Source organism: Arthrobacter sp. RAF14 (assembly GCF_052114185.1).
In the GTDB taxonomy this organism is placed as follows: Bacteria; Actinomycetota; Actinomycetes; order Actinomycetales; family Micrococcaceae; genus Arthrobacter_E.
In genome coordinates this window covers 984503-1008089 of sequence record NZ_JBFREG010000001.1, presented here as the reverse complement: position 1 = coordinate 1008089, position 23587 = coordinate 984503, and the positions used below count along the sequence as shown (strand labels likewise).

General features: G+C 67.2%; 21 protein-coding genes, 1 pseudogene and 1 riboswitch. Of the genes and pseudogenes, 7 read left to right on the top strand and 15 right to left on the bottom strand.

The genetic code is table 11. From position 1 onward, the window contains the following. Window positions 1–18: 18 nt before the first annotated feature. From lepB to rpsP, 6 genes are all read right to left on the bottom strand, one after another. Window positions 19–675, bottom strand: a complete 657-nt coding sequence (gene lepB, locus AB4Y75_RS04740; RefSeq protein WP_441434708.1) for a signal peptidase I — start codon at window positions 673–675, stop codon at window positions 19–21. A 54-nt stretch (window positions 676–729) separates the two neighbouring features. Then, window positions 730–1089, bottom strand: coding sequence for a 50S ribosomal protein L19 (rplS, locus tag AB4Y75_RS04735; protein WP_441434707.1), 360 nt, complete (start codon window positions 1087–1089; stop codon window positions 730–732). Window positions 1090–1349: 260 nt separating this feature from the next. After that, a complete protein-coding gene (gene trmD / locus AB4Y75_RS04730) occupies window positions 1350–2159 on the bottom strand; it encodes a tRNA (guanosine(37)-N1)-methyltransferase TrmD (RefSeq protein ID WP_441434706.1) in 810 nt (269 codons plus the stop codon). A 3-nt stretch (window positions 2160–2162) separates the two neighbouring features. Next, window positions 2163–2711 (bottom strand): ribosome maturation factor RimM, encoded by a 549-nt coding sequence (rimM, locus tag AB4Y75_RS04725; protein ID WP_441434705.1) that lies wholly within the window; start codon window positions 2709–2711, stop codon window positions 2163–2165. Window positions 2712–2852: 141 nt separating this feature from the next. Continuing rightward, the gene (locus AB4Y75_RS04720) at window positions 2853–3095 is read right to left on the bottom strand and encodes an RNA-binding protein (protein ID WP_307497316.1); all 243 of its coding nucleotides are present in this window, start codon (window positions 3093–3095) and stop codon (window positions 2853–2855) included. Then, a complete protein-coding gene (gene rpsP, locus AB4Y75_RS04715) occupies window positions 3096–3509 on the bottom strand; it encodes a 30S ribosomal protein S16 (protein WP_066210725.1) in 414 nt (137 codons plus the stop codon). Window positions 3510–3764: 255 nt separating this feature from the next. Here rpsP and AB4Y75_RS04710 point away from each other — a divergent pair, with 255 nt between their 5' ends. Together AB4Y75_RS04710 and AB4Y75_RS04705 are read left to right on the top strand one after the other, a co-directional pair. Continuing rightward, window positions 3765–4130, top strand: coding sequence for an ArsR/SmtB family transcription factor (locus AB4Y75_RS04710; protein ID WP_441434704.1), 366 nt, complete (start codon window positions 3765–3767; stop codon window positions 4128–4130). Then, window positions 4127–5077, top strand: a pseudogene (locus tag AB4Y75_RS04705) (cation diffusion facilitator family transporter); the annotation flags it as partial. The gene AB4Y75_RS04710 and the pseudogene AB4Y75_RS04705, both read left to right, overlap by 4 nt. A 31-nt stretch (window positions 5078–5108) precedes the next feature. Here the strand turns inward: AB4Y75_RS04705 and AB4Y75_RS04700 are convergent. From AB4Y75_RS04700 to AB4Y75_RS04690, 3 genes are all read right to left on the bottom strand, one after another. After that, window positions 5109–5555, bottom strand: coding sequence for a hypothetical protein (locus AB4Y75_RS04700; RefSeq protein WP_441434703.1), 447 nt, complete (start codon window positions 5553–5555; stop codon window positions 5109–5111). 74 nt (window positions 5556–5629) lie between these two features. After that, the gene (locus AB4Y75_RS04695; RefSeq protein ID WP_441434702.1) at window positions 5630–6508 is read right to left on the bottom strand and encodes a VOC family protein; all 879 of its coding nucleotides are present in this window, start codon (window positions 6506–6508) and stop codon (window positions 5630–5632) included. Window positions 6509–6535: 27 nt separating this feature from the next. Further along, window positions 6536–7663, bottom strand: coding sequence for an amidohydrolase family protein (locus AB4Y75_RS04690; RefSeq protein ID WP_441434701.1), 1128 nt, complete (start codon window positions 7661–7663; stop codon window positions 6536–6538). Between the two features lie 103 nt (window positions 7664–7766). Next, window positions 7767–7873: riboswitch (TPP riboswitch) on the top strand. On the opposite strand from AB4Y75_RS04690, the gene thiC reads away from it, so the two are divergent. Further along, window positions 7867–9624: a phosphomethylpyrimidine synthase ThiC gene (gene thiC, locus AB4Y75_RS04685; RefSeq protein ID WP_441434700.1), complete on the top strand. Its 1758-nt coding sequence runs from the start codon at window positions 7867–7869 to the stop codon at window positions 9622–9624. Its footprint overlaps the riboswitch before it by 7 nt. A 90-nt stretch (window positions 9625–9714) precedes the next feature. Here the strand turns inward: thiC and AB4Y75_RS04680 are convergent, their stop codons facing one another. Next, window positions 9715–10224: an alpha/beta hydrolase gene (locus tag AB4Y75_RS04680; protein WP_441434699.1), complete on the bottom strand. Its 510-nt coding sequence runs from the start codon at window positions 10222–10224 to the stop codon at window positions 9715–9717. A gap of 3 nt (window positions 10225–10227) precedes the next feature. Then, window positions 10228–11799 carry a signal recognition particle protein gene (ffh, locus tag AB4Y75_RS04675; RefSeq protein WP_441434698.1) on the bottom strand — a complete coding sequence of 524 codons (1572 nt, stop codon included), beginning with the start codon at window positions 11797–11799 and terminating at the stop codon, window positions 10228–10230. A 142-nt stretch (window positions 11800–11941) separates the two neighbouring features. Between ffh and AB4Y75_RS04670 the strand changes: the two genes are divergently transcribed. Beyond that, window positions 11942–13345 (top strand): glucose-6-phosphate dehydrogenase, encoded by a 1404-nt coding sequence (locus tag AB4Y75_RS04670; protein ID WP_441434697.1) that lies wholly within the window; start codon window positions 11942–11944, stop codon window positions 13343–13345. A 128-nt stretch (window positions 13346–13473) separates the two neighbouring features. Here AB4Y75_RS04670 and AB4Y75_RS04665 read toward each other — a convergent pair whose 3' ends face one another. The 4 genes from AB4Y75_RS04665 to smc all read right to left on the bottom strand — a co-directional run bounded on the left by AB4Y75_RS04665 (window position 13474) and on the right by smc (window position 20335). Further along, a complete protein-coding gene (locus tag AB4Y75_RS04665) occupies window positions 13474–13812 on the bottom strand; it encodes a P-II family nitrogen regulator (RefSeq protein ID WP_441434696.1) in 339 nt (112 codons plus the stop codon). After that, window positions 13809–15176 carry an ammonium transporter gene (locus tag AB4Y75_RS04660; RefSeq protein WP_441434695.1) on the bottom strand — a complete coding sequence of 456 codons (1368 nt, stop codon included), beginning with the start codon at window positions 15174–15176 and terminating at the stop codon, window positions 13809–13811. Before AB4Y75_RS04660 ends, AB4Y75_RS04665 begins: the two co-directional genes overlap by 4 nt. 353 nt (window positions 15177–15529) lie before the next feature. Continuing rightward, window positions 15530–16732 (bottom strand): signal recognition particle-docking protein FtsY, encoded by a 1203-nt coding sequence (gene ftsY / locus AB4Y75_RS04655; RefSeq protein WP_441434694.1) that lies wholly within the window; start codon window positions 16730–16732, stop codon window positions 15530–15532. Window positions 16733–16753: 21 nt separating this feature from the next. Further along, on the bottom strand, window positions 16754–20335 hold the full coding sequence (gene smc, locus AB4Y75_RS04650) for a chromosome segregation protein SMC (protein WP_441434693.1): 3582 nt from the start codon (window positions 20333–20335) through the stop codon (window positions 16754–16756). Window positions 20336–20539: 204 nt separating this feature from the next. Between smc and AB4Y75_RS04645 the strand changes: the two genes are divergently transcribed. From AB4Y75_RS04645 to AB4Y75_RS04635, 3 genes are all read left to right on the top strand, one after another. After that, the gene (locus AB4Y75_RS04645) at window positions 20540–20875 is read left to right on the top strand and encodes a carboxymuconolactone decarboxylase family protein (protein WP_441434692.1); all 336 of its coding nucleotides are present in this window, start codon (window positions 20540–20542) and stop codon (window positions 20873–20875) included. Window positions 20876–20883: 8 nt separating this feature from the next. Further along, window positions 20884–21093 carry a hypothetical protein gene (locus AB4Y75_RS04640; protein ID WP_441434691.1) on the top strand — a complete coding sequence of 70 codons (210 nt, stop codon included), beginning with the start codon at window positions 20884–20886 and terminating at the stop codon, window positions 21091–21093. A 115-nt stretch (window positions 21094–21208) separates the two neighbouring features. Next, on the top strand, window positions 21209–23554 hold the full coding sequence (locus AB4Y75_RS04635) for an AAA family ATPase (RefSeq protein WP_441434690.1): 2346 nt from the start codon (window positions 21209–21211) through the stop codon (window positions 23552–23554). Window positions 23555–23587 lie beyond the last annotated feature (33 nt).

The window sequence follows — 23587 nt, the reverse complement described above, 5'->3', positions numbered from 1 at the left end:
GCCGTCCTTCCGTTCAGGTCACGGGCCAGTTGCCGGTGACGGGATCTGTCCAAATCTATCAAGGGGCCAGACGATGCTCTCCGCACGGCCCACCACGTGGTCCAGCGGGATCATCCCGCCTCCGGGAGCGCCCAGCAGCGACCGTGAGTCACGGGACACCGAACGATGGTCCCCCATGACCCAGAGACGATCCTCCGGCACCAGCACGTCGAACGCGAAGTCACTCGCCTTGTCGCCGGGGAACAGGTAGCTCTCCGGCACAGGGTGCCCGTTCACGTCCAGTTTCCCGTCCACCGTGCAGCACCGTACCCGGTCGCCGCCCACTCCGATGACGCGTTTCACGTACACGGTGTCGTGGCCGATCACTCCCAGCCACTGCCCGATGGACGTGAAGGCGTCCAGCACCGGACCCTTCCCGCTGGAGGCGGGGTCGAGGGAGCCCCGTCCATCGAAGACCACCAGGTCACCGCGGCGCGGCTCCTGGCCCTGGAACGCCGTCCGGGACACGGCGATCCGGTCACCCTCCTGAAGCAAGGGCTCCATGGAGGCCGAGGGGATGTAATACACGTCCACCCACAGGGCGCGGACGCAGGAGACCAGGAGGATGGCGAGAACCACCCCGGAAGCGACAAAACGCCAGCCCCGCAACGGGTTCTGGCGTTTTGTCGTCTTCATGCGAAGGAAAATCCCAGGAGCGCTCTGCCGAAGCGGAGACGCAGGTCTGAAGACTTACTTGGCGTTGCTGAAGTCGCGCTTTTCCTTGATCTTCGCAGCCTTGCCGCGGAGCTTGCGCATGTAGTACAGCTTGGCGCGACGCACGTCACCACGGGTGACGAGCTCGATCTTCTCGATGATCGGGGAGTGCACCGGGAAGGTACGCTCCACGCCCACTCCGAAGGAGACCTTGCGGACCGTGAAGGTCTCGCGGACGCCGGCGCCCTGACGACCCACGACGAAGCCCTGGAAGACCTGAACACGGCTGTTCTTGCCTTCGATGATGTTGACGTGCACCTTCAGGGTGTCGCCGGGGCGGAAGTCGGGGACATCGTTGCGCAGCGAAGCTGCATCGACGGAATCGAGGATGTTCATATCCATACTCCTGGCGAACGCCACAGGTCATCCGCTTGGGTAGCCAGCGCCGCGACGGCCGGAGCCGGGCACGGTGCTGAAGTTGCAAGCCGCGGCCCCCTTGTGGGTTCCGCGGTGGTCCTCTTGTTGACGGCACACCCCCTGTGGCAGGCGGCAGCCCAATGGACACTAAGAATCAATTTTGCCACAGGCGCCGGGGCGGGGCCAATCCGGCGACTCCCGGAATGAACACTCCCCTGACGGCGCCTCCGGACCGGGAGTCAGACGCCTGCGTCGCCGCTTTCCGGACGGCGCACCAGACGGCCGCCGACGACGTCGTACCCCAGCGCCGAGAACGCCTCACGGTCCGCGCGGGGCAGCTTCGCCGCGTCGAAGTCCGCGAGGAGGTCCGGCCGGCGCTCCGCCGTCCGCGCGTACTGCTGGTGACGTCGCCACTGGGCGATCTTGCCGTGGTTGCCCGAGAGCAGAACCTCGGGGACCTCATGGTCCCGCCAGGACGACGGCTTGGTGTAAACCGGGTACTCCAGCAGGCCGTCGGAGTGGGATTCCTCCACGAGGGACTCGGCGTTCCCCACAACCCCCGGCACCAGGCGGCCGATCGCCTCGACCATGGCCATGACGGCCACCTCGCCGCCGTTCAGGACGTAGTCGCCGAGACTGACGGGCCGGACGTCGAAGTGCTCCTGGGCCCAGTCGATCACCCGTTCGTCGATGCCTTCGTACCGGCCACAGGCGAAGACGAGCTGTTCCTCTTCCGCCAGCTCGTAAGCCATAGCCTGGGTGAAGCGTGCGCCCGCCGGGGACGGGACGATCAGGACCGGCTTGCCCTCGCGCGTCCCCGCAACGGGGAGGATCGATTCGAGTGCCTGGGCCCAGGGCTCGGGTTTCATGACCATGCCCGCGCCGCCCCCGTAGGGCGTGTCATCCACAGTCCGGTGCCGGTCCGTGGTGAAGTCCCGAAGGTCGTGCACCTCCAGCGCCAGGAGGCCGTCCTGGCGGGCCTTGCCGAGCAGCGAAAGCCCCAGCGGCTGCAGATACTCCGGGAAGATGCTGATGACGTCGATGCGCATGGCTCAGGCCTCGTCGCGGGACGGGCCGGCGCCCTCCTGGTCGGTGTTCAGCTCCAGAAGCCCTGGGGGCGGGGTCAGGAGCACGTAGCCCTCCTCGAGGTCGATCTCCGGGACGATCTCGTCCACGAACGGGATCAGCACGTCCTCGCCGCCGATGGTGCGGATGACCAGCAGATCCTGAACGGGCATGGTGCGGAGTTCGGCGACGGTGCCGACCTTCTCCTCGCCCACGCGGACCTCGAGGCCGAGCAGTTCGTGCTCGTACCAGCCCTCATCCTCGCCGTCGTCCTCCAGTTCGTCGCTGTCGACGAAGAGGTACGTGCCGCGGAGCTCTTCAGCGCGGTTGCGGTCCCGCACCGACTCGAACCCGAGCAGCAGGGTGCCCTTGTTCCAGCGCGCGCTGGTCACCGTGAGGGGGCCGTTGGCCGTGGGCTGAGTGACGAATTCCGCGCCCGGGTGGAAGCGGCCCTCGGGATCGTCCGTGAACAACTCGACGGTGACTTCCCCACGGATGCCGTGAGGCCTGCCCAAGCGTGCAACCTGGAGCTGCATGTTCCACCTACCCATTTCATGTCTGTCGGAGGCGCCGGGAGCGCCGGGTTTACACCGTGGATGTCATCTGACGGGAACGGCCCCTCCACCACGAGGGCGGAGGGGCCGTTCCGGCTTTAGCCTTGTCTTCGCAGGCCGGTTCTAACGACGGCGTTCGCCGTCGACGACGTCCACGCGGATCGGGCCACCCTCAGAGAGGGCGCCCACCACCGTGCGGAGCGCTCGTGCCGTACGGCCCTGGCGGCCGATGACTCGGCCCAGGTCGTCGTCGTTCACACGAACCTCGAGGCTTTCTCCGCGGCGGCCATTCTTGGCAGCGACGGAGACGTCCTCGGGGCTGTCCACGATGCCGCGGACCAGGTGCTCAAGAACCTCGGGAAGCAACTACTCAGCCTCGGTGGTCTCGGCGGCTTCCTCGGAAGCCTCCTCAGCCTTCTTGGCCTTCGGGGTGATGGCTTCCGGCATGACGACGGAGTCAGTGGACGGAGCCACGAAAGCCGGCTTGGCTTCCTTGGTCTTCAGGGTGCCCTCGGCGCCCGGGAGACCCTTGAACTTCTGCCAGTCACCGGTGATCTTGAGGAGGTTCAGAACCTGCTCGGTCGGCTGAGCGCCGACGGACAGCCAGTACTGAGCACGCTCGGAGTCGACCTCGATGTACGAGGGCTGCTCGGTGGGGTGGTACTTGCCGATCTCCTCGATGGCACGGCCATCGCGGCGGGTGCGGGAATCCGCAACGACGATACGGTAGTACGGTGCGCGCATCTTACCGAAGCGCTTGAGACGAATCTTAACGGCCACTGTTGTGGTCACTCCTGTTTCTGAAACGGGGTTGAACCCAGCGTTCTGCTCCCGTGGGGCGGGCCATACTGGAGGGTTCGGAAGGACATGATCATGCCTGGGAAGAGGGGCCACGCAGATCAGGTACCCGTCCATTATGCCAGAGACGGCCAAGGGTGCCTAATGCGCCGCGCAGCGACCTGAATCACGACTCCCTGCCCCTTCGCCTTCCCGGACCACGCACCTCAGTCGAGGCCATCGTGTAATAATCTGCGTATGGACGCAGATAAGCAGATATGCGGAATGGATCCCGACGGCCAATACGTGGAACTCGCCGTGGAGGTCTTCGCCCTCCTGGCCGACGCCACCCGCGTGCGGATCATCCTGGCCCTGCGCCGCGAGGAGGAACTCTCCGTCAACCACCTCGCCGAACTGGTGGGTAAGTCCCCCGCTGCAGTCTCCCAGCACCTGGCGAAGCTGCGGATGGCCCGCATCGTCGCGACGCGGCAGGAGGGGCAAAGGGTGTTCTACCGGTTGGAGAACGAGCATGCCTCCCAGCTCGTCTCCGACGCCATCTTCCAGGCGGAGCACTCGCTGGGCGGACTTCCGCGTCACCACCACACCGAACGGAGCGGGGCATGAGCGGGCACGGCCACTCACACGGCCATGATTCTGGGCACGGCCACACACACGACCACGACCACTCGCATCCCTCCGGGTTGAGAGGCTTCCTCCACGGCCTTTTCGTCCCGCACTCGCATGACGCCTCGGACTCGATCGACGATGCTCTCGAAGCCCATTCCGAAGGCATCCGAGCCTTGAAGGTGAGTCTCGTGATCATGCTCCTCACCACCGCCGCCCAGGCAGCGGTGGTGACGTTCTCTGGTTCGGTGGCCCTCCTGGCGGATACGATCCACAACCTGTCTGACGCGCTCACCGCGGTTCCACTGTGGATCGCGTTCGTCCTTTCCCGACGTGCGGCGACACGGAGATACACCTACGGTTTCAGCAGATCGGAGGACCTGGCCGGGCTGTTCATCGTCCTGATGATCGCCTTGTCGTCGGTGATCGCGGCATGGGAGGCCGTGGACCGGATCATCAACCCACGCCCGGTGCAGAACATCGGCTGGGTGATCGCCGCCGGAGTCATCGGTTTCCTCGGCAACGAGGCGGTCGCCGTCTACCGCATCCGGGTCGGCCGGCGCATCGGCTCGGCGGCCCTCGTCGCCGACGGCGTCCATGCCCGCACCGACGGGTTCACCTCACTGGCCGTGGTGATCGGCGGCATCGGAGTTCTTCTGGGGTTCCCGCTGGCGGACCCCGTGATCGGCCTGTTGATCGCGGCCATGATCGCAGTACTGCTGATCGGCACTGTCCGGTCCGTAGGACGTCGTCTCATGGACGGCGTCGAGCCCGAACTTCTGGAGCGCGCCGAGCACGCTCTGGGACACGTTGCGCGGGTCGAGTCCGTGGAACGGGTCCGCCTCCGCTGGATGGGCCACCGCTTGCACGGTGACGCCGTCGTCCGGGCATCGGCGCTGACCCTCGCCGAGGCAGATCGCGTGGCGGAAGAGGCGGAAAACTCTCTCTCACCCCCCCCCCCCCCACCTTTCGAGCCGCTCAGGCCGAGTAGAGATACAGGCGATTACGGGAGGATGAGTCCGTCTTCGTGGCGAGGGCGGACAGCGCGAGCAGGTACTGCTGGGCCTCACCGGCGGCGAACGGCACGTCCTCGTCGGCGGCCCACTGGACCGCCACGGACGGCAGCGCAGGGTCCTCGCCATCGCTCTGGTATCCGGGAAGCTCCTCAAGCACCCGAACGGCGGACGCCGGGAAGGCGTACAGCTCCTCGACGGCGATGTCCGCCATCTCAAGCTCCTGCTCCCCCTGGGTGTGCACGGCCTGAGCGGCCAGGGAACACAGCTGCTCCACTTCGAAATCACTGATGCCGGGAATCCTGAGAGCGGACCCGTCGGGGGCCGCACCTCCGGACAAAGCCTTGGCCCGCTGGAGGGCCTCCTGGTGCGTGGCGATGAAGACCTCTACGAAAGCGTTCGACTGGCTCATGTCATCCTCGGGTTCGTCGGTGGCGCTGGCGGGCTGCCGGTTCTCCAGGACCGCTGGAGCCGGATGGCTTCAGGCTATCCCACCGCGACGCGCACCTGGTTGCGCCACGGGTCTTCGAAGCGCAATTCCGCGCCGGTGTGGTGATGCGTCACCCCGGCGACGCGGAGGCGGTCGGCGAGCGCCGCGACGTCGTCGTCGGCCGGGACCCGGATGAGCACCTCACCCAAGCCCAGTGTGTCCTTGCGCGGGCCGGCGCCGCGGCTGTTCCAGACGTTCATGGCCATGTGGTGGTGGTAGCCGCCCGCGGAGACGAACAGCGCACTGTTCCCGATCTCCGCGGTGCGCTCGAAGCCCAGCGTGTCCACGTAGAAACGCGCGGCCGTTGCGACATCGCCCACCTGCAGATGCACGTGCCCGACGTCGGCACGCGCCTGCCGCTGCTGCTGCAGTGCCGCTTCGCTCAGGTGCTCGCCGAGGTAACCGTTGGGATCCAGGGGCAGAGAGTCCATGACGACGGTACTGCCCTCCCAGGACCATTCGCTGCGCGGGCGGTCGTAGTACAGCTCGATGCCGTTGCCTTCGGGGTCACCGAAGTAGAACGCCTGGCTGACCAAGTGGTCCGCGCTGCCCTGGAAGAGCCGCGCGTCATAGGAGGCCGCCGTGGCCAGGGTGGCGGCGAGTGAGGCCTGGTCTTCGAAGAGGAGTGCCGTGTGGAAGAGACCGGCCTCTCCCCTGCCCGGCAGCTGAAGGCCGGCGGCGGGGGCCAGGTGCACCAGGGTGGACGTCCCGCGGCCCAGCGCGAGCCCGCCGTCCTGCTCCGCGAGAACTTCCAGGCCGAGCGCGCGCTGATAGTAGTCGCTCATGAGGTTCATGTCGGCGACCTTGAGCATGACCGTTCCCATGCTGAGATCGGCGGGAAGGAGGTCCTGGGACTGCGGAAGCGAAGTGTTCATACCCTTAAAATTACTTGAAGCTTCAATTTATTCCATACCGGCGACGCGGTGATCCCCCGGAAGGTCGCCATTGAGGACCACTCGGCGGGGTGCGGCGAGAGTTCCCAGGTTCCGCCGCGGATCCTGCGCGTACAACACGACGTCGGCCGGGGCGCCCTCTTCCAGGTTCTCCGCACCCAGCCATTCCCGCGCGGACCAGCAGGCGGCGTCCAGCGCCGTCACCGAAGGAAGGCCCGCCCGGTGCAGCTCCGCGACCTCGTCCGCGATCCGGCCATGGGCGATCACGCTGCCCGCATCCGTGCCGGCGAAGACCTGCACTCCCGCAGCGTAGGCTCGCGCCACATTGTCATAGCGCCGTTCCCACAGAGCGTGCATGTGCGCCGCGTACACGGGGAACTTCGGCTGGGCTTGAGCCACGATGTCCGGGAACGTGGCGATGTTGACCAGGGTGGGGACGATCGGGATGCCCGCTTCGACCAGCTGCGGCAGATGCTCGGGCTGCAGTCCCGTGGCGTGTTCGATGCAGTCGATGCCGGCCGCGATCACGTCGTCCAGGACCTCCTCGCCGAAGCAGTGCGCCGTCACGCGGGCCCCTTCTTCGTGGGCCGCGGCGATCGCCTCCGCCACCAGCTCGGCCGGGAACGACGGGCGAAGATCCCCGGCGTCGCGGTCGATCCAGTCACCCACCAGCTTCACCCAGCCCCTCGGGTCCGCGGCCACGGACAATCGGGCCTGCTCACGCACCGTCGCCACCAGATCCCGGTCCTCGACCTCGAGAGCGAGGCCGCGCAGGTAACGGCGGGAAGCCGCGACATGACGCGCGGCCCGGATGATGTGCGGCGCGTCCGCACGGCCGGTCAGCCAGCGCGTGTCGGCCGGGGACCCGGCGTCGCGCACCAGGAGCGTTCCCGCGGCCAGATCTGCACGTGCCTGCGCCAGCGTGGTGGGCTCATCCGCAGCGCCACCGGCCACCAGGCCGATGTGGCAATGCGCGTCCACCAGCCCGGGAACCACCCAGCCGTCCAGAGTGAGGTCCGGTTCCACCGCAGGCATGCAGAAGGTCAGCCGCCCGTCCACGGACCAGAGTCCGAGCGCTTCATCGTCCGGTCCGAGCAGAACGGGACCCGTGAACTCGATGACTGGATGGCGTCGCATGTCCGGCATGGATTCAAGCGTAGGTCAGAGGGGCTCTGCACGGGAGATGACAGTCCGCACCACACGGTTCCGGGCCTCCGTCCCTGGGGTCGTGTTACGGTGTTCGCGACCACACGGGTGTCCCAGGAGGGGCTGAGATCGGACTGTCACTGTCCGGACCGTAGAACCTGACCGGGTAATGCCGGCGAAGGAAGTGAGTACCGATGAAATCCTTGCAGCAATCCCCTGCCCACAGCCTGGAATTCCTCCCGGGAGACGACGGCATCGCCGTGCCCGTGACGAGTATCCGGCTGGAGGACTCCCCCGACGGGACGGCCAACGCGCCGTTCCAGGCCTACCGCACAGTGGGGCCGGGCAGCGAGCCCGAGCACGGACTACCGCCGCTGCGCGCAGAGTGGATCCATTCCCGTGACGACGTGCAGGAATATGTTGGCCGACGGCGTGATCTGCTCGACGACGGCCGCTCCGCCGCACGCCGTGGCGCCGCCTCCCAGGAGTGGCGAGGTGCGCAGCGCCCACCGCTCAGTGCACGGCCGGGCCGGCGGGTGACCCAGATGCACTACGCCCGCGCCGGGATCGTGACACCGGAGATGAGGTTCGTGGCGCTCCGTGAGAACTGCCCCGTGGAACTGGTCCGCTCCGAGCTGGCCGCCGGACGCGCGATCATCCCCGCCAACATCAACCACCCGGAATCCGAGCCGATGATCATCGGCAAGGCGTTCCTGGTCAAGATCAACGCGAACATCGGCAACTCCGCCGTCACGAGCTCCATCGCCGAGGAAGTCGACAAGCTCCACTGGGCCACCCTCTGGGGCGCCGACACGGTCATGGATCTCTCCACCGGAGACGACATCCACACCACCCGCGAGTGGATCCTGCGGAACTCCCCCGTGCCGATCGGAACCGTGCCCATCTACCAGGCGCTGGAGAAGGTCAACGGGGACGCCTCGGCGCTCACCTGGGAGGTCTTCCGGGACACCGTGATCGAACAGTGCGAGCAAGGCGTGGACTACATGACCATCCACGCCGGAGTGCTCCTGCGGTACGTGCCGCTCACGGCGGACCGCGTCACCGGGATCGTGTCCCGCGGCGGATCCATCATGGCCGGCTGGTGCCTGGCGCACCACCAGGAGAACTTCCTGTACACGCACTTCGACGAACTCTGTGAGATCTTCGCGCAGTACGACGTCGCGTTCTCCCTGGGTGACGGGCTGCGGCCCGGATCCACCGCGGATGCCAACGACGCCGCACAGTTCGCCGAACTGGACACGCTCGCCGAACTGACCAAGCGGGCGTGGGAGTACGACGTGCAGGTGATGGTGGAAGGACCGGGGCACATCCCGTTCCACCTGGTCCGCGAGAATGTGGGGCGCCAGCAGGAACTCTGCGACGGGGCGCCGTTCTATACACTCGGTCCGCTCGTGACCGATGTGGCGCCGGGCTACGACCACATCACTTCGGCCATCGGAGCCACCGAGATCGCCCGTTATGGCACCGCGATGCTCTGCTACGTCACGCCCAAGGAGCATCTGGGCCTGCCGAACAAGGACGATGTGAAGACCGGCGTCATCACCTACAAGATCGCCGCCCACGCGGCGGACCTCGCCAAGGGGCACCCCGGAGCGCACGAGCGCGACGACGCCCTCTCCAAGGCACGGTTCGAATTCCGCTGGCGGGACCAGTTCTCGCTGTCCCTGGATCCGGCCACCGCCGAAGCGTTCCACGATGAGACGCTGCCCGCGGAGCCGGCCAAGACGGCGCATTTCTGCTCGATGTGCGGCCCGAAGTTCTGCTCGATGCGCATCTCCCAGGACATCCGCAACGAGTTCGGTTCCCGCGACGCCCAGGAAGCGAAGGTAGAGGAGGCCCTGGCGGGGATGGCCGCGAAGAGCCGGGAATTCCTGGCCCAGGGCGCCAAGGTCTACGTGGAATCGATCCCGGTCGGGGCGCCGAAGGACTGAGGTTCACGATTGCGGGGTCACATGATGCCGGATGTTCCGCCCGGAACCGGCATGAAGTGACCCCGCAACGTGGTTGTCAGGCGGTCCTGCTCAGGCGGTCCTGCGGAGGAAGTCCTTGATGGCGGCGGCGCCCTCGGCGGAGTCCTGGGGCCGGTGGCCGCCGGGAGCCACGACGTGTTCCGCCCCGGATTCCGCCAGGACCCGGGCAGTGCGTTCATAGGCCGGTTCCCAGCCGCCGGAGACCACGAGCATGGGGACACCCGGGATGATCGCGCCTTCGGCCCCCTGCGGCTGCCGGGCGGTGAGCTCCGGCAGCCAGGGCTCGCACAGGACCAGTGCGCGCACCAGAGACGGATGTTCGACGGCGGCCCGCACGGCCGCCGTCGAACCCTCGCCGTGCGAGACGAGCACCGACGGAACGCCATCCACGGTCTCAAGGATGGTCTCCACGTCGAGAGCACGGCCGTCCGGCTGCCTCAGGAACAGAGCATCGAACTCCAAGGCCAGGCCGTGCTGCCGCGGCCAGGCGGCCGCCCCGGACGCCTCACGCCCGGGGACGAAGACCACCCGGGCCAGCGCGCCGGTGCTGTTCAGGACCAAACCCTATTTGCCCAGGAACTTCTCGAAGCCCTTGGGGAGCTCCATGCTGGACGGGTCGAAGTCCTGTGCCTGCTGACCGAAAGCCGCGCCGGACGGGGCACGGTTCGCCCGCCGGGCCTCGGCCTCGCGCAGCTCCTGCGCGGCCTTGGCCGGGTTGCCGGAACGGACCTTCTTCTTCCCGGCGTTCTTCTTGGCCGCCTTGCGTGCCGTGCCGCCGCCGGCGCCCATGGACATGCCGGGCATCCCCGGCATACCGCCCTGCGCCATCTTCTTCATCATCTTCTGGGCCTGACCGAAACGCTCCAGAAGACCGTTGACCTCGGAGACGTGCACACCGGAACCGCGGGCGATGCGGGCGCGGCGCGAACCGTTGATGATCTTGGGGGCCACGCGCTCGTGCGGCGTCATGGACCGGACCATCGCCTCGACGCGGTCGATCTCGCGCTCGTCGAACTGCTCCAGCTGCTGGCGCATGTTCTGAGCGCCGGGCATCATCATGAGCATCTTCTTCATCGAGCCCATTTTGCGGATCTGCTGCATCTGGGCGAGGAAGTCCTCGAAGGTGAAGTCCTCCTGGTCGGCGAACTTCTTCGCCATCCGGGCGGCTTCGTCCTTGTCCCAGTTCTGCTCGGCCTGCTCGATCAGGGAGAGGATGTCGCCCATGTCGAGGATGCGGGACGCCATGCGGTCCGGGTGGAAGAGCTCGAAGTCGTCCACGCCTTCGCCGGTGGAGGCGAACATGACGGGCTTGCCCGTGACCGAGGCGACGGAGAGGGCGGCGCCGCCGCGGGCGTCACCGTCCAGCTTGGAGAGCACCACGCCGGTGAAGTCGACGCCCTCGTGGAAGGCATTGGCCGTGTTGACGGCGTCCTGACCGATCATCGCGTCGATGACGAAGAGGACCTCGTCCGGGTTGATCGCCTGACGGATGCGGCGCGCCTGGTCCATCATCTCGGCGTCCACGCCGAGACGGCCGGCGGTGTCCACGATCACGACGTCATGCAGCTTCTGGCGGGCCTCGGCCACACCTGCCTCGGCGACGGCCACCGGATCACCCGTGGGGACGTCCGACTCGCTGGTGGTGCCCGGGTGCGGAGCGAAGACGGGCACGCCGGCGCGCTGACCCACCACCTGCAGCTGGGTCACGGCGTTGGGACGCTGGAGGTCACACGCCACCAGCAGCGGGCTGTGCCCCTGGCCCTTGAGCCACTTGGAGAGCTTGCCGGCCAGGGTGGTCTTACCGGCGCCCTGGAGGCCCGCGAGCATGATCACCGTGGGCGGGTTCTTGGCCAGACGCAGACGGCGGGTCTCGCCGCCCAGGATCGTGACGAGTTCCTCGTTGACGATCTTGACGATCTGCTGGCTCGGGTTCAGCGCAGCGGAGACCTCGGCGCCGAGCGCCCGTTCCTTGACGCGGGAGGCGAACTCACGCACCACGGGCACGGCGACGTCGGCATCCAGCAGGGCGCGCCGGATCTCGCGCACGGTGGCGTCGACGTCGGCCTCGCTCAGGCGGCCTTTGCCGCGGAGGTTCTTGAACGTCGCTGTGAGCCGGTCAGAGAGTGAATTGAACACGCGCCGCGCACTTCTTTCGGATGGAGGTTCGAGGACTTCGCCCAGGCATGGGATCGGATCCCTCGCCGGGCCCCGCGCCAGGGTGGCACAGGCTTTCAGCTTTCTAGGGTACCAAGTCGGACTGACGGGATGGCATGCTGGCATGGTGACCAGTACGCGACGCGCCCGGCGATCCCGGGCCCAGGACATCAAGACACTGCTCATCCTCGGCGCCTCCGGCGACCTGACGGGTCGGCTCCTGCTGCCAGGGCTGGCTTCCCTGGTCTCGGCCGGGCGGGCGCCCGGCCTCACCCTGGTGGGCGCGGGAGCCGAATCGTGGACTCCGAGCAAATGGCAGCGGCGCCTCGCCAAGGCACTCCCTCTGGATGCCGGCGAGGAGGCGAGCGCCCACTGGAAGGAGCTCATGGCCTCGTCACAGTACCGCCAGCTGGACGTCACCGCACCCGGCGCCCTGGCCGCCATGCTGGCCTCCCTCGAAGGCCCCGTGGCCGTCTTCTTCGCCCTTCCTCCACGGATCAGCCAGCTCGCCTGCGAATCGCTCTCTCCGGACGAGGTGCCGTTCGGGACTCGGCTGGTGCTGGAGAAGCCGTTCGGCTCCGACGCCGCCTCCGCCCGCGAACTCAACGGCACCCTGCGCCGCCTGGTCCCGGAGGAGCACATCCACCGCGTGGACCACTTCCTCGGCAAATCCACGGTCCTCAACATCATCGGCATGCGCTTCGCCAACCGCTTCTTCGAGCCGCTCTGGAACCGGGACCACGTGGCCGAGGTGGAGATCGCCTTCGAGGAGGACCTCGCCCTGGAAGGCCGCGCGGGGTACTACGACTCCGCGGGAGCCCTGCGGGACATGATCCAGAGCCACCTCCTCCAGGTCATGGCGCTCATGGCCATGGAGCCGCCGGCCACGCTCGGCGAGCGCGATCTGCGGGACGGCATCGCCACCCTGCTCCGGGCCAGCCGTGTCTCCACCCCGTTCCGCCGCAACACCCGGCGCGCCCGGTACACCGCCGGAAAGCTCGGCGGCCGGAAAGTCCCGGACTACGTGGCTGAGGAGGGCGTGCATCCGGACCGCGAAACGGAGACCTTCGCCGAGGTCCGGGTGGAGATCAACAACGCCCGCTGGGCCGGGGTCCCCTTCATCCTGCGCAGCGGCAAGGCCATGGGCGCCCGCCGGAAGGAGGCCGTGGTCCGCTTCCGTCCGCTGGCGCACCTGCCCAACGGGTTCACCGGCACCGACGCGCCGGACGAGCTGCGGATCGGTTTCGGGCCGGACACGCTCAGCATCGGCCTGGACGTCACGAGCGCGGGCAACGGCTTCGAGCTCTCCCGGGCGGAGCTGACCACGGAACTGCACTCCTCGGCACTCCTGCCCTATGGCGAGGTCCTGGACGGCGTGCTGCACGGAGACCCCCTGCTCTCGGTGCGCGCCGATGTGGCGGAGGACTGCTGGCGGATCGTGGACCCCGTCCTCACCGCCTGGGCCAACGGCCGGGTGCCGCTGGAGGACTACCCGGCGGGGTCCCAGGGGCCGGTCACCGAGAGCTGACACCCGCCCGCTGAATGCGCGACGACGGCGACGCACCCTGGCAGGGTGCGTCGCCGTCGTCGTGGGGGGTGTGATCGTGCTGGGGAGGGTCTGTGTCCCCCGCTGGGCGGGAGGCCGGAGCGGGACCGCTAGATGGCGGCCGCTCCGCGTTCTCCGGTCCGAACCCGGACCGCCTCGTAGACGTCCACGGACCAGACTTTGCCGTCCCCGGCTCGGCCGGTGTTGGAGCTGGCGATGATGACATCCACCACGTCATCAGCCGTCTCGTCCGTGGCCAGGACCTCCACGCGGAGCTTCGGCAGGAGATTCACGTTGTACTCCGCTCCGCGGTAGACCTCGGTGTAGCCGCGCTGACGGCCGTAGCCGCTGGCCGCGCTCACCGTGAGGCCCTGGACCCCGTACGCTTCAAGACCTTCGCGGATGCTCTCGAGCTTCTCCGGCCGGACGATTGCCGTGATGAGTTTCATGCGTCAACACTCTCCTTGCGATCCTTGCCTGCGGTCTTCTTGGATCCTGCGGATTCCCGCTGGAACTCGGCTGCCCGGCGGTCCAGCGCTTCGGAGATGGCCTCCAGCGAGCCGTGCGGCTGGAAGGTGCCGCCGTGACCGGCGATGCCGAATTCGTAGGCGGACTCCGCGTGGAGCGACAGGTCCACGCCGATCTCCTCCTGCTCCTCAGAGACCCGGAAGCCGAGCGTCTTGTGGATGGCGAAGCCGATGATGGCCGTCAGGATCGCCGTGTAGACCATGGAGAATCCTGCCGCCGCGAGCTGGGACATCAGCTGGTCCCAGCCGCCGCCGTAGAAGAGGCCGGCGCGGGAGCCTTCGAGCGGGATGGCGATGAAACCGAGGGCGACCGTGCCGATGAGGCCGGAGACCAGGTGGACACCCACCACGTCCAGGGAGTCGTCATAACCGAAGCGGAACTTGAGACCGACCGCCAGGGCGGAGGCCACACCGGCCACGATGCCCAGGCCGATCGCGCCGACCGGGCTGACGTTGGCACAGGCCGGGGTGATGGCGACCAGACCGGCGACCACGCCCGATGCGGCGCCGAGGGAGGTCGGGTGACCGTCACGGATGCGTTCGGTCACGAGCCAGCCGAGCATGCCGGCGGCCGGGGCGGCGAGGGTGTTGATCCAGATGAGACCGCCCTGCTGGGCCGTGGTGGCCGCGCCGGCGTTGAAGCCGAACCAGCCGAACCAGAGGATCGCCGCGCCGAGCATGACGAACGGGATGTTGTGCGGGCGGTGGTTCGGGTCCTTGCCGAAGCCACGGCGGTTGCCGATGATGAGCACCAGGATCAGGCCCGCGACACCGGCGTTGATGTGCACCACGGTGCCGCCTGCGAAGTCGATGGCCGGGCCGAGCGCCTTGCCGATGGCGCCGTCGGGGCCGAACAGACCGCCACCCCACACCATGAACGCGATCGGGCAGTAGACCAGAGTGACCCAGACCGGGACGAACAGCGCCCAGGCGCCGAACTTGGCACGGTCGGCGATGGCTCCCGAGATCAGGGCCACGGTGATGATGGCGAAGGTGGCGGCGTATCCGGCCTTGATCAGACCGTCAGGGCTGCTCACGTTCTCCAGGCCGAAGGTGGCGAACGGGTTGCCGAACAGTTCGAGGACACCCTCGCCGCCGCTCATGGAGGATCCCCAGAGGACCCACACGACGCCGACGATGCCGATGGAGATGAAGCTCATCATCATCATGTTCAGGGCGGCTTTGGCACGGGTCATGCCGCCGTAGAAGAATGCCAGGCCGGGCGTCATGAACAACACCAGGGCCGCAGCCACCATGACCCACACATTGCTGGCGGTAAGTTCCATGGCTTTCGGTCCTTTCTCGAAGGGGCTCTCTCGCGAGGTGCCCGTGGTTCTCTCCGACGCCGGGGCGTCCTGCATTCAACTTTCGGCGCTCCGTGTTTCACCCGGCCTGGTGGTTCATTGCGCGGTTGTTACGCTTCGGGCCCCGGAGTAAAGGGTCGGTGTCGGGAACGTTTCCGGGATGTTTCGGGGCCCGGGAACGGGCTTCGGAAGCGGCCCGGAACCCGCCGGAGCCGGCCGGAAGCGTCCCGGAACCCCTTCTGGAACCCGTTCCGGGACACGCGAAGGCCCCGCAGGCGTTCACCTGCGGGGCCTTCGGAAGGGCCTGCGCGTCGACGGGCCGTGGCCCGGAACGGTCAGTCGAGGAGTGCGTCGACGAACGCTTCGGGGTCGAAGGGCGCCAGATCATCCGGGCCTTCACCGAGGCCCACAAGCTTCACCGGGACGCCCAGGCTGCGCTGGATCGCGACCACGATGCCACCCTTGGCCGTGCCGTCGAGCTTGGTCAGGACGATGCCGCTGATGTTCACCACCTCGGAGAACACCTTGGCCTGGGTGAGGCCGTTCTGTCCCGTGGTGGCGTCCAGGACCAGGAGGACCTCATCCACATCGGCCAGCTTCTCGATGACGCGCTTGACCTTGCCGAGCTCGTCCATGAGGCCGGCCTTGTTCTGGAGACGTCCGGCGGTGTCCACCATGACGACGTCCACTTCCTGATCGATGCCGGCCTTCACGGCCTCATACGCTACCGACGCCGGGTCGGCGCCTTCCACCTCGGACCTGACGGTCGGAACGCCGACGCGCTCGCCCCAGGTGGTGAGCTGCTCGGCTGCGGCCGCGCGGAAGGTGTCCGCGGCGCCCAGGAGCACGTCCTTGTCCTCGGCCACGAGCACACGGGCCAGCTTGCCCACGGTGGTGGTCTTGCCGACGCCGTTGACGCCGACCACCAGCACGACGGCGGGCCGATCGGCGTGCCGGGTCACGTTCAGGGTGCGGTCCATCGACGGGTCCACCAGCTTGAGGAGTTCCTCGCGCAGCATCGCCCGGACCTCCGCGGTGTCCCGGGTGCCCATGACCTTCACACGGGCGCGGAGCGCGTCCATCAGCTCCAGGGTCGGTTCGGTGCCGAGGTCGGCCAGGAGCAGCGTCTCCTCGATCTCGTCCCAGGTGTCCTCGTCGATGCGGTCACTGGAGAGCAGGGCCAGAAGGCCCTTGCCGAGGATGTTGCCGGAACCCACCAGGCGGGCCCGGAGGCGGTTCAGGCGGCCCGCGACCGGCGCGGGACGCTCCACGAGCGGCGCGGCGGGCAGGACCTCCTCGACGGGCTCTTCGACCAGGGTGCCGGCGCCGGGCGAGGTGGCGGGGTCGTGTGCGGGGGCGGCGTCGTCGCGGTCCAGGACGGCGGTGCCGCCGGAGGAGGGACGCACGGGATCGTTCGCGTCACGCGTGCTGGTGTACTTCCGGGAGTTGCGGCCCTTGAGAAGCAGCGGGACGGCCAGGCCGACCACCACCAGGACGCCCACGATGGACAGGATCACGGGAAGGAGGACATCATTCACCCCCCTAGCTTCTCACGCGGGCTACTCCCCCATGCGCTGTGAGATCACCGTGGTGACGCCATCGCCGCGCATCGTCACCCCATAGAGGGCGTCCGCCACCTCCATGGTGCGTTTCTGGTGCGTGATCACGATCAGCTGGCTGGACTCCCGCAGTTCCTCGAAGATGGTGATGAGGCGGCCGAGGTTCATGTCGTCGAGCGCGGCCTCGACTTCGTCCATGACGTAGAACGGCGAGGGGCGCGCCTTGAAGATGGCCACCAGAAGCGCCACCGCCGTCAGCGAGCGCTCGCCACCGGACAGCAGTGACAGGCGCTTGATCTTCTTACCCGCGGGCCGTGCCTCCACCTCGATGCCCGTGGTGAGCATGTCGTCCGGGTCGGTCAGGACCAGGCGGCCCTCGCCGCCCGGGAACAGGCGCCCGAACACGTGGATGAACTGGGCGGCGGTGTCCGCGAAGGCCTGGGAGAACACCTCCTGCACGCGCGCGTCCACTTCCTTGATGATGTCCAGGAGGTCCTTGCGGCTGGCCTTCAGATCCTCCAGCTGGGTGTTGAGGAACTGGTGACGTTCTTCCAGCGCCGCGAACTCCTCCAGGGCCAACGGGTTGATCTTGCCCAGGGAGGACAGATCCCGTTCCGCCCGCTTGAGACGTTTCTCCTGCTCCGCGCGCACGAACGGAACTCCCACGGGGATGGGGTTGCCGTCCTCGTCCACTTCCTGACGCAGCTCGGCCCACTTGTCCTGGGCGGCATCCGCCGAGGGGACCGGAAGGTGCGGGCCGAATTCGGCCACCAGCTCCTCCGGGCCGAGACCGAGTTCGTCGATCGCCCGCTGTTCCACGGCTTCGATCTTCGCGCGCTGCTGGGTGAGCGCCAGCTGGTCCCGGTGCGCCGAGCCGGTCAGTTCCGCGAGCTCCCGGGCCAAGGCGTCGTTGCCGGCCCTCAGCCCGCCCAGGAGGGTGTCGTACTTACTCCCGTCCTCCTCGACCCGAGCGAGTTCCGCGGCGGCGGATTCCACGGAACGGTCGGACACCAGGACGGCCTGCCGCGCGGCCTCCGCAACGGCGGCAGCCCGTGCGGCCTGCCGCCGACGGCGCTCGGCACGGACCACGGCCTCCTGCTGAGCACGGCGTTCGCTCGCGGCGGCGCGCTCCAGGCCGGCTGCGCGGCGTTCGCCGTTGGAGAGCTGTTCCTCCGCCGTGCGCAGGGCCAGCCGGGCGTCGACCTCCATGGCGCGCACCTCGCGGGCGCGGGTTTCCAGCGTCTCCCGCTGGTCCTGGATCACCTCGCCCTCCTGGGACTGCGAGGCGTCCTCATGGGCCTGAGCCAGACGGGCGGCGAGCGCCTCCAGATCCTGGTTCTCCTGGGCCAGGGTCCGCTGGGCCCGGTCGCGATTCTCCCGCAGCCGCTCGGCCTCGGCCGTGATGGAACGCAACTGCCCCTTGAGGCTGCCGAGCTTCTCCGCGGAGGCGGCGAGGGTGGCATCGGATTCGTGCAGCCGGTCCAGGGCGGCGTCGGCCCGTTCCCGGGCTTGTTCCAGCTGGTCCCCGAGTCCCTTGCGGGTGAATCGCAGACGTTCCAGTTCGGCGGTCACCGTGTTGAGACGCTGCTCGGTCTCCTCCAGAGCGGTCTGGGTCTCCAGGAGCGAGCCGCTCGCGGGCGAACCACCGCTGGCGGTGTGGGCGGAGAGCACGTCTCCCTCACGCGTCACCACGGTCGCGTCGGGCGCGGCGGCCAGGACGCGGCCGGCCGCGTCCAGACTCTCCGCGATGAGGACCGACTCCAGCAGCCGCAGGACCGCTTCGGCCCCCGGCCCTTGTGCGGTGACCACGGCGTGGGCCGGCACGGCTCCCCCGGGTCCGGCGGCCGGGGCCTGGCCCGGACGGGACTCCTGCTCGCCCGGGCGGCCGATCAGGACGTGGGCCCGGCCCGCGTCCTCCTCCTTGAGCTGTTCGAGGGCGTGCGCCGCCCCGGGGACCCCATCGGCCACGAGCGCCTCGGCGAACGGCCCCAGGGCGGCGGCGATGGCCGCCTCGTGGCCGGGAGTGACCTTGACGGCATTGGCGATGCTCCCGAGGATCCCCGGATGACCTTCCAGACGGGCACTCCCGTCCCGGGGTGCGGTCGCCTGGCGGAGCGCCTCGATGCGGGCGCCGAGCGCGGCGAGCTGGTGCTCGGCGTCGCGCTGTTCGGCGGCCAGCCGCTCGTCCTGCTCTTCCAGCGCTTCCAGGGCTGCGGCCGCCTGCTCGTACTCGCTGTCCAGGTCCTGTTCCCCGGATTCGCTGTCCGCGAGCTCTGCCTCCTGGGCCGCGAACTCGGCCTCCGCCGTCGAGCGGCGCCGTTCACATTCCAGCAGGGAGTCGTGGACCCGTCCGAGTTCGGCCTCCACGGACTGCACGCGCGAGCGTGCGGCGCCCACCTTGCCACTCAGGGTGGCCAGGGACTCACGGCGGTCCGCAGCCGCCCTGAGCGCGGCGGTGACGCGGGCGTCCTCGGCCCGCGCGAGCGCTTCGGCTTCCGCGCGCTGGTTCACGACGACGTCGAGCATCTCCTTCAGCTGCTCCACCTCGGCTGCGATCCGGGCGGCTTCCTCGCGGGCGCGGACGGCCTGCTGCTCCATCTGCTCAGCGTCGTTCTGGCGGGTCACGGGCTCCGAGCTGCCCAGCAGGCGGTGGCGTTCGGTGGCGAGCTGTCCGAGGCCGCGCAGCCGTTCACGGGCCGTGGTCAGCTGGTGCCAGGTCGCACGGGCCTGCGTGATGCGCGGGGACATCGCGGCCGCCGACTGCTCCGCAAGCGACTGCTGTTCCCGGCCCTGGGCGAGGTCGGCCTCGACCACGGCGATCCGTTCCCGGAGCGCCTGCTCCCGCGCGGCGTCGGACTCGAGTTCGCCGGTCAGGCGCACGAGGTCGTCGGCGAGGAGGCGTGCTTTCGCGTCGCGAAGTTCGCTCTGCACGGTCTGAGCCCGGCGCGCGACGGCGGCCTGCCGCCCCAGCGGGCCCAGCTGGCGGCGCAGTTCGGCGGAGAGGTCACTGAGGCGCTGGAGGTTACCCTGCATGGCGTCGAGCTTGCGGAGCGTGCGCTCCTTGCGACGGCGGTGCTTGAGGATGCCCGCGGCCTCCTCGATGAAGCCGCGGCGGTCCTCCGGGGTGGCGTGGAGGATGCGGTCCAGCTGGCCCTGTCCCACGATCACGTGCATCTCGCGGCCCAGGCCCGAGTCGGACAGCAGTTCCTGGATGTCCAGGAGACGGCAGCTGGTCCCGTTGATGGCGTACTCACTGCCGCCGGTGCGGAACAGGGTCCGGGAGATGGTGACTTCGCTGTAGTCGATGGGCAGCGCGCCGTCGGCGTTGTCGATGGTGAGCGACACGTGGGCGCGGCCTAGTGGCGGGCGACCGGAGGTCCCGGCGAAGATGACGTCCTCCATCTTGCCGCCGCGCAGGGTCTTGGCACCCTGCTCACCCATCACCCAGGCGAGGGCGTCCACCACGTTCGACTTGCCGCTGCCATTGGGTCCCACGATGGCGGTCACACCCGGCTCGAACGTGAAGCTCGTAGCCGAGGCGAAAGACTTGAAGCCACGGATGGTGAGGTTCTTCAGGTGCACGGTGGTGGGGACTCTCTGGCCGGCTCAGGACGGGTTGGAGGAATACGTCCCTCAAGACTATCCCGGGATGGCGGGGTTCCTGAGGGTGGCGCGGCTCCGGACCAGTGACGCCCTGCCGGTACACCCTTCGCTGGGGACTCCCTCCCGGACCGCATCCACGATGAACTGGATTCATCCACGAACCGACCACGGAGGAGACTGCCCATGAGCGAGAAGGAATCCGGCACCGGCTGGAACGGAGCGAAGAACGCCTTCGGAGACTTCGCCCCCGGGCTGGTCCACTACACGGACCGGGTTCTGTTCGACGAGGTCTGGGAGCGCGAGGACCTCTCCCCCAGGGATCGCAGCCTGATCACCGTCGCAGCACTGACGGCCCTGGGCAAGATGGACCAGCTGAAATTCCACCTGGGGTTCGCCCTCCAGAACGGCGTCACCGAAGACGAGCTGAAAGAGGCCCTGCTGCACCTGTCGTTCTACTCCGGCTGGCCCAACGGCATGGGAGCCACCGGCGTGCTGAAGACCGTCATCGACGGCGCCTGACGCAGCGCATGAGCAACCACCCGATGCCGGAGACCGCCGCCCGTCTCAGCGGAGCCACCCGCTTGTTCCCGATCATCGGAGACCCCATCGCGCACGTACAGTCACCGGAGTGGCTCACGCGGACGTTCGCCGGACGCGGTCACGACGGGATCTGCGTGCCATTGCAGGTGCCGTCCGGCGCCGTCGACACCGTGGTAGCTGAATGTGACGCTGATTAGGCGCGGCGTCCTACCACGCCCGCGACCGCCGATGTCAAATAGTTGTCAGTCTCACTTCGTAGACTGTGTACCAGCAGCATTCGAAGTAGCAACGAAACGAAGGTGATGGTACGCAATGCGCGTGACGCAGCTATTGGTGCGCTTCTACAAGTCGTTTAACTTCGACTACGAGTTAAAAGCACTACCGAACGCCAAGCAGTTGCCGTGGCAGCTAACCCAGGATGGCTGGATGCCACACGTACGTATTCCGCTTGAGCCCGACATCACGGCCGTGGTCGGAGCCAACGAATCGGGTAAGACCCATCTTCTTGACGCAATCAAGATCGTACTCACGGGAGACGGCCTACGCCAGAGAGATTTCTGTCGATCTTCCACACTTTTCTCGGTCGAACACGGTTCTCGCCTCTACCCCGAGGTCGGGGCAATTTTAACTCCCGATCTCGATGAAACGGAAATGATCAGCGCACAGGGGATCCCGCGCTTAAAGAACGGTAACGTACTCCTACTCCGTCCCGCGCCAGGCGTCATAGTAACGGTGGGAGCGGATGACGAACGCGTCAACCTAAGTGATAGTCAAGCTTCAGCGCTCCAAGCACTATTGCCGCACCCTCACGAACTCGATACGAACGTCGCACTCCCTGATTCGGTGTCAATCTCAATGCTCGCTGGCAAAGCAAACCCGCTCTCAGGGCGAAGAAAACGAAGCGCGGTATTCGATCTGCTGGCTTCAACGACTTCAGCCGATGAGTTAACACAACAAGCTTCGAACTTGGCGCAGATAATCGCAAGCGACGACACCACTGACTCCAAGAAGTGGAAAGAGCAACAGCTTGGGATCGATCTCCTCATTAAGATTGCTCGGATTGAGCAGTCCAGCTTCCGAGAGTTGCAGGAGGCAATCGCTGAGGAACGTGAGGGCCTCGTCAATGGCCTTATCCAGGAGATGAACAACTCGATCTCCCGTCACCTCAACGTATCGCGGTGGTGGAGTCAGGATCCAGAATTCCAACTCCGCGTCTCACCTCGCGAGCACGAGTTGGTCTTCACCATCCGGGATCGAACAGGTACGGACTACTCGTTCGCGGAACGCAGCCGCGGTCTGCAGTACTTCCTCAGCTACTACGTACAGATGCTCGCTCACGAACGCCCAGAGGCAAAACCGGAGGTTCTCCTCATGGACGAACCAGATGCCTACCTATCGGCGTCAGGCCAGCAGGACCTCCTTCGCGTACTCGAGCACCACGCTCGCCCCGACGATGCCGATCGGGAGGATCAAGTTGTCTACGTTACCCACTCCCCATTCCTCATCAACCGCAACGCCGGTCACCGCGTCCGCGTCGTCGACAAGGGGTCTCGTGACGAAGGCACCCGGCACGTCAAAGACGCGACACGCAATCACTATGAGCCATTGCGAACCTCGCTAGGTTCCTTCGTCGCCGAAACTGCATTCATCGGAGGCGACAACCTCTTCGTCGAAGGCATCTCTGACCAGGTGCTGCTGGCCGGTATGAACATGCGACTACTGCGCCACGGTGTTGCACCTAGCCAGTGCCTCGACCTGAACCAGGTGACGATCGTCCCAGGCGGTTCGAACATCCCCTACATGCTCTACCTTGCACGTGGCCGGGATCAGGTGAAACCGGCTTGCGCTGTCCTCGTAGACGGAGACCCGGCCGGAGACACCGCACGCAGGCAAATCAAACGGAACGGCGCGCACGGCAAACCCACCGTAGCTGACGAACTCGTCGTTCATCTTGGAGAATGGGCTGCCGAGGCTTCGCTAGACGTAACCCCGGGAGTAGCGGTGCGCGAGCCCGAAGATCTCGTGCCAGCAGGGGTCGCCATCGTCGCAGCCCGGCGGTATGCAAAGAACTTCCTCGGGCACGACGACGTGACTGCATCCAAGCTCACCGAGAGCGAGGTAACTGGCAAGTTGGCGACCAAGGAAGGAAGTCTATGGGATGCCCTTGCGCAGACTTTCGCTGACGTCTTTGCAACAGATATTGGGAAGGCAGGTTTCGCGAAGGAACTCCTCGCCTACTTGGCTGAGGCACCCGACGATCGGCGACCGGCAGGCGTGCCTGCGCTGGACAAAAACTTTGGTCTGCTACTTCAGCGACTAGCAGAAACACTGAGTCGTGCGAAAGAGATGGAATTGGAGGGCAGACGTAACCAACGGCTTGATCGAACGCTCGACACCTTTGCGAAAGACTACCCGACAGGATCCACAAGAGATCGGGCAATGATCATGCTCAACCAGATCGACGCGGCCGCAGATTCGACTACTGCTGGCGACGCGATCCGGGTCGGTACCGCGAGCATCCGACGCGACTTCAAGCTGGCCACAGACCCTCTCAAGAAGATCGATGACTACCCGGTATTCTTGGAACGTTTGAGCGGTTTACGCCACTTTGAACGGCTCAACAACCAAGGGCTGATCTCACGCTCTAGCGAATCGTAACAAGCCACGCGGGTTCTGCGATGATTTTGTCCC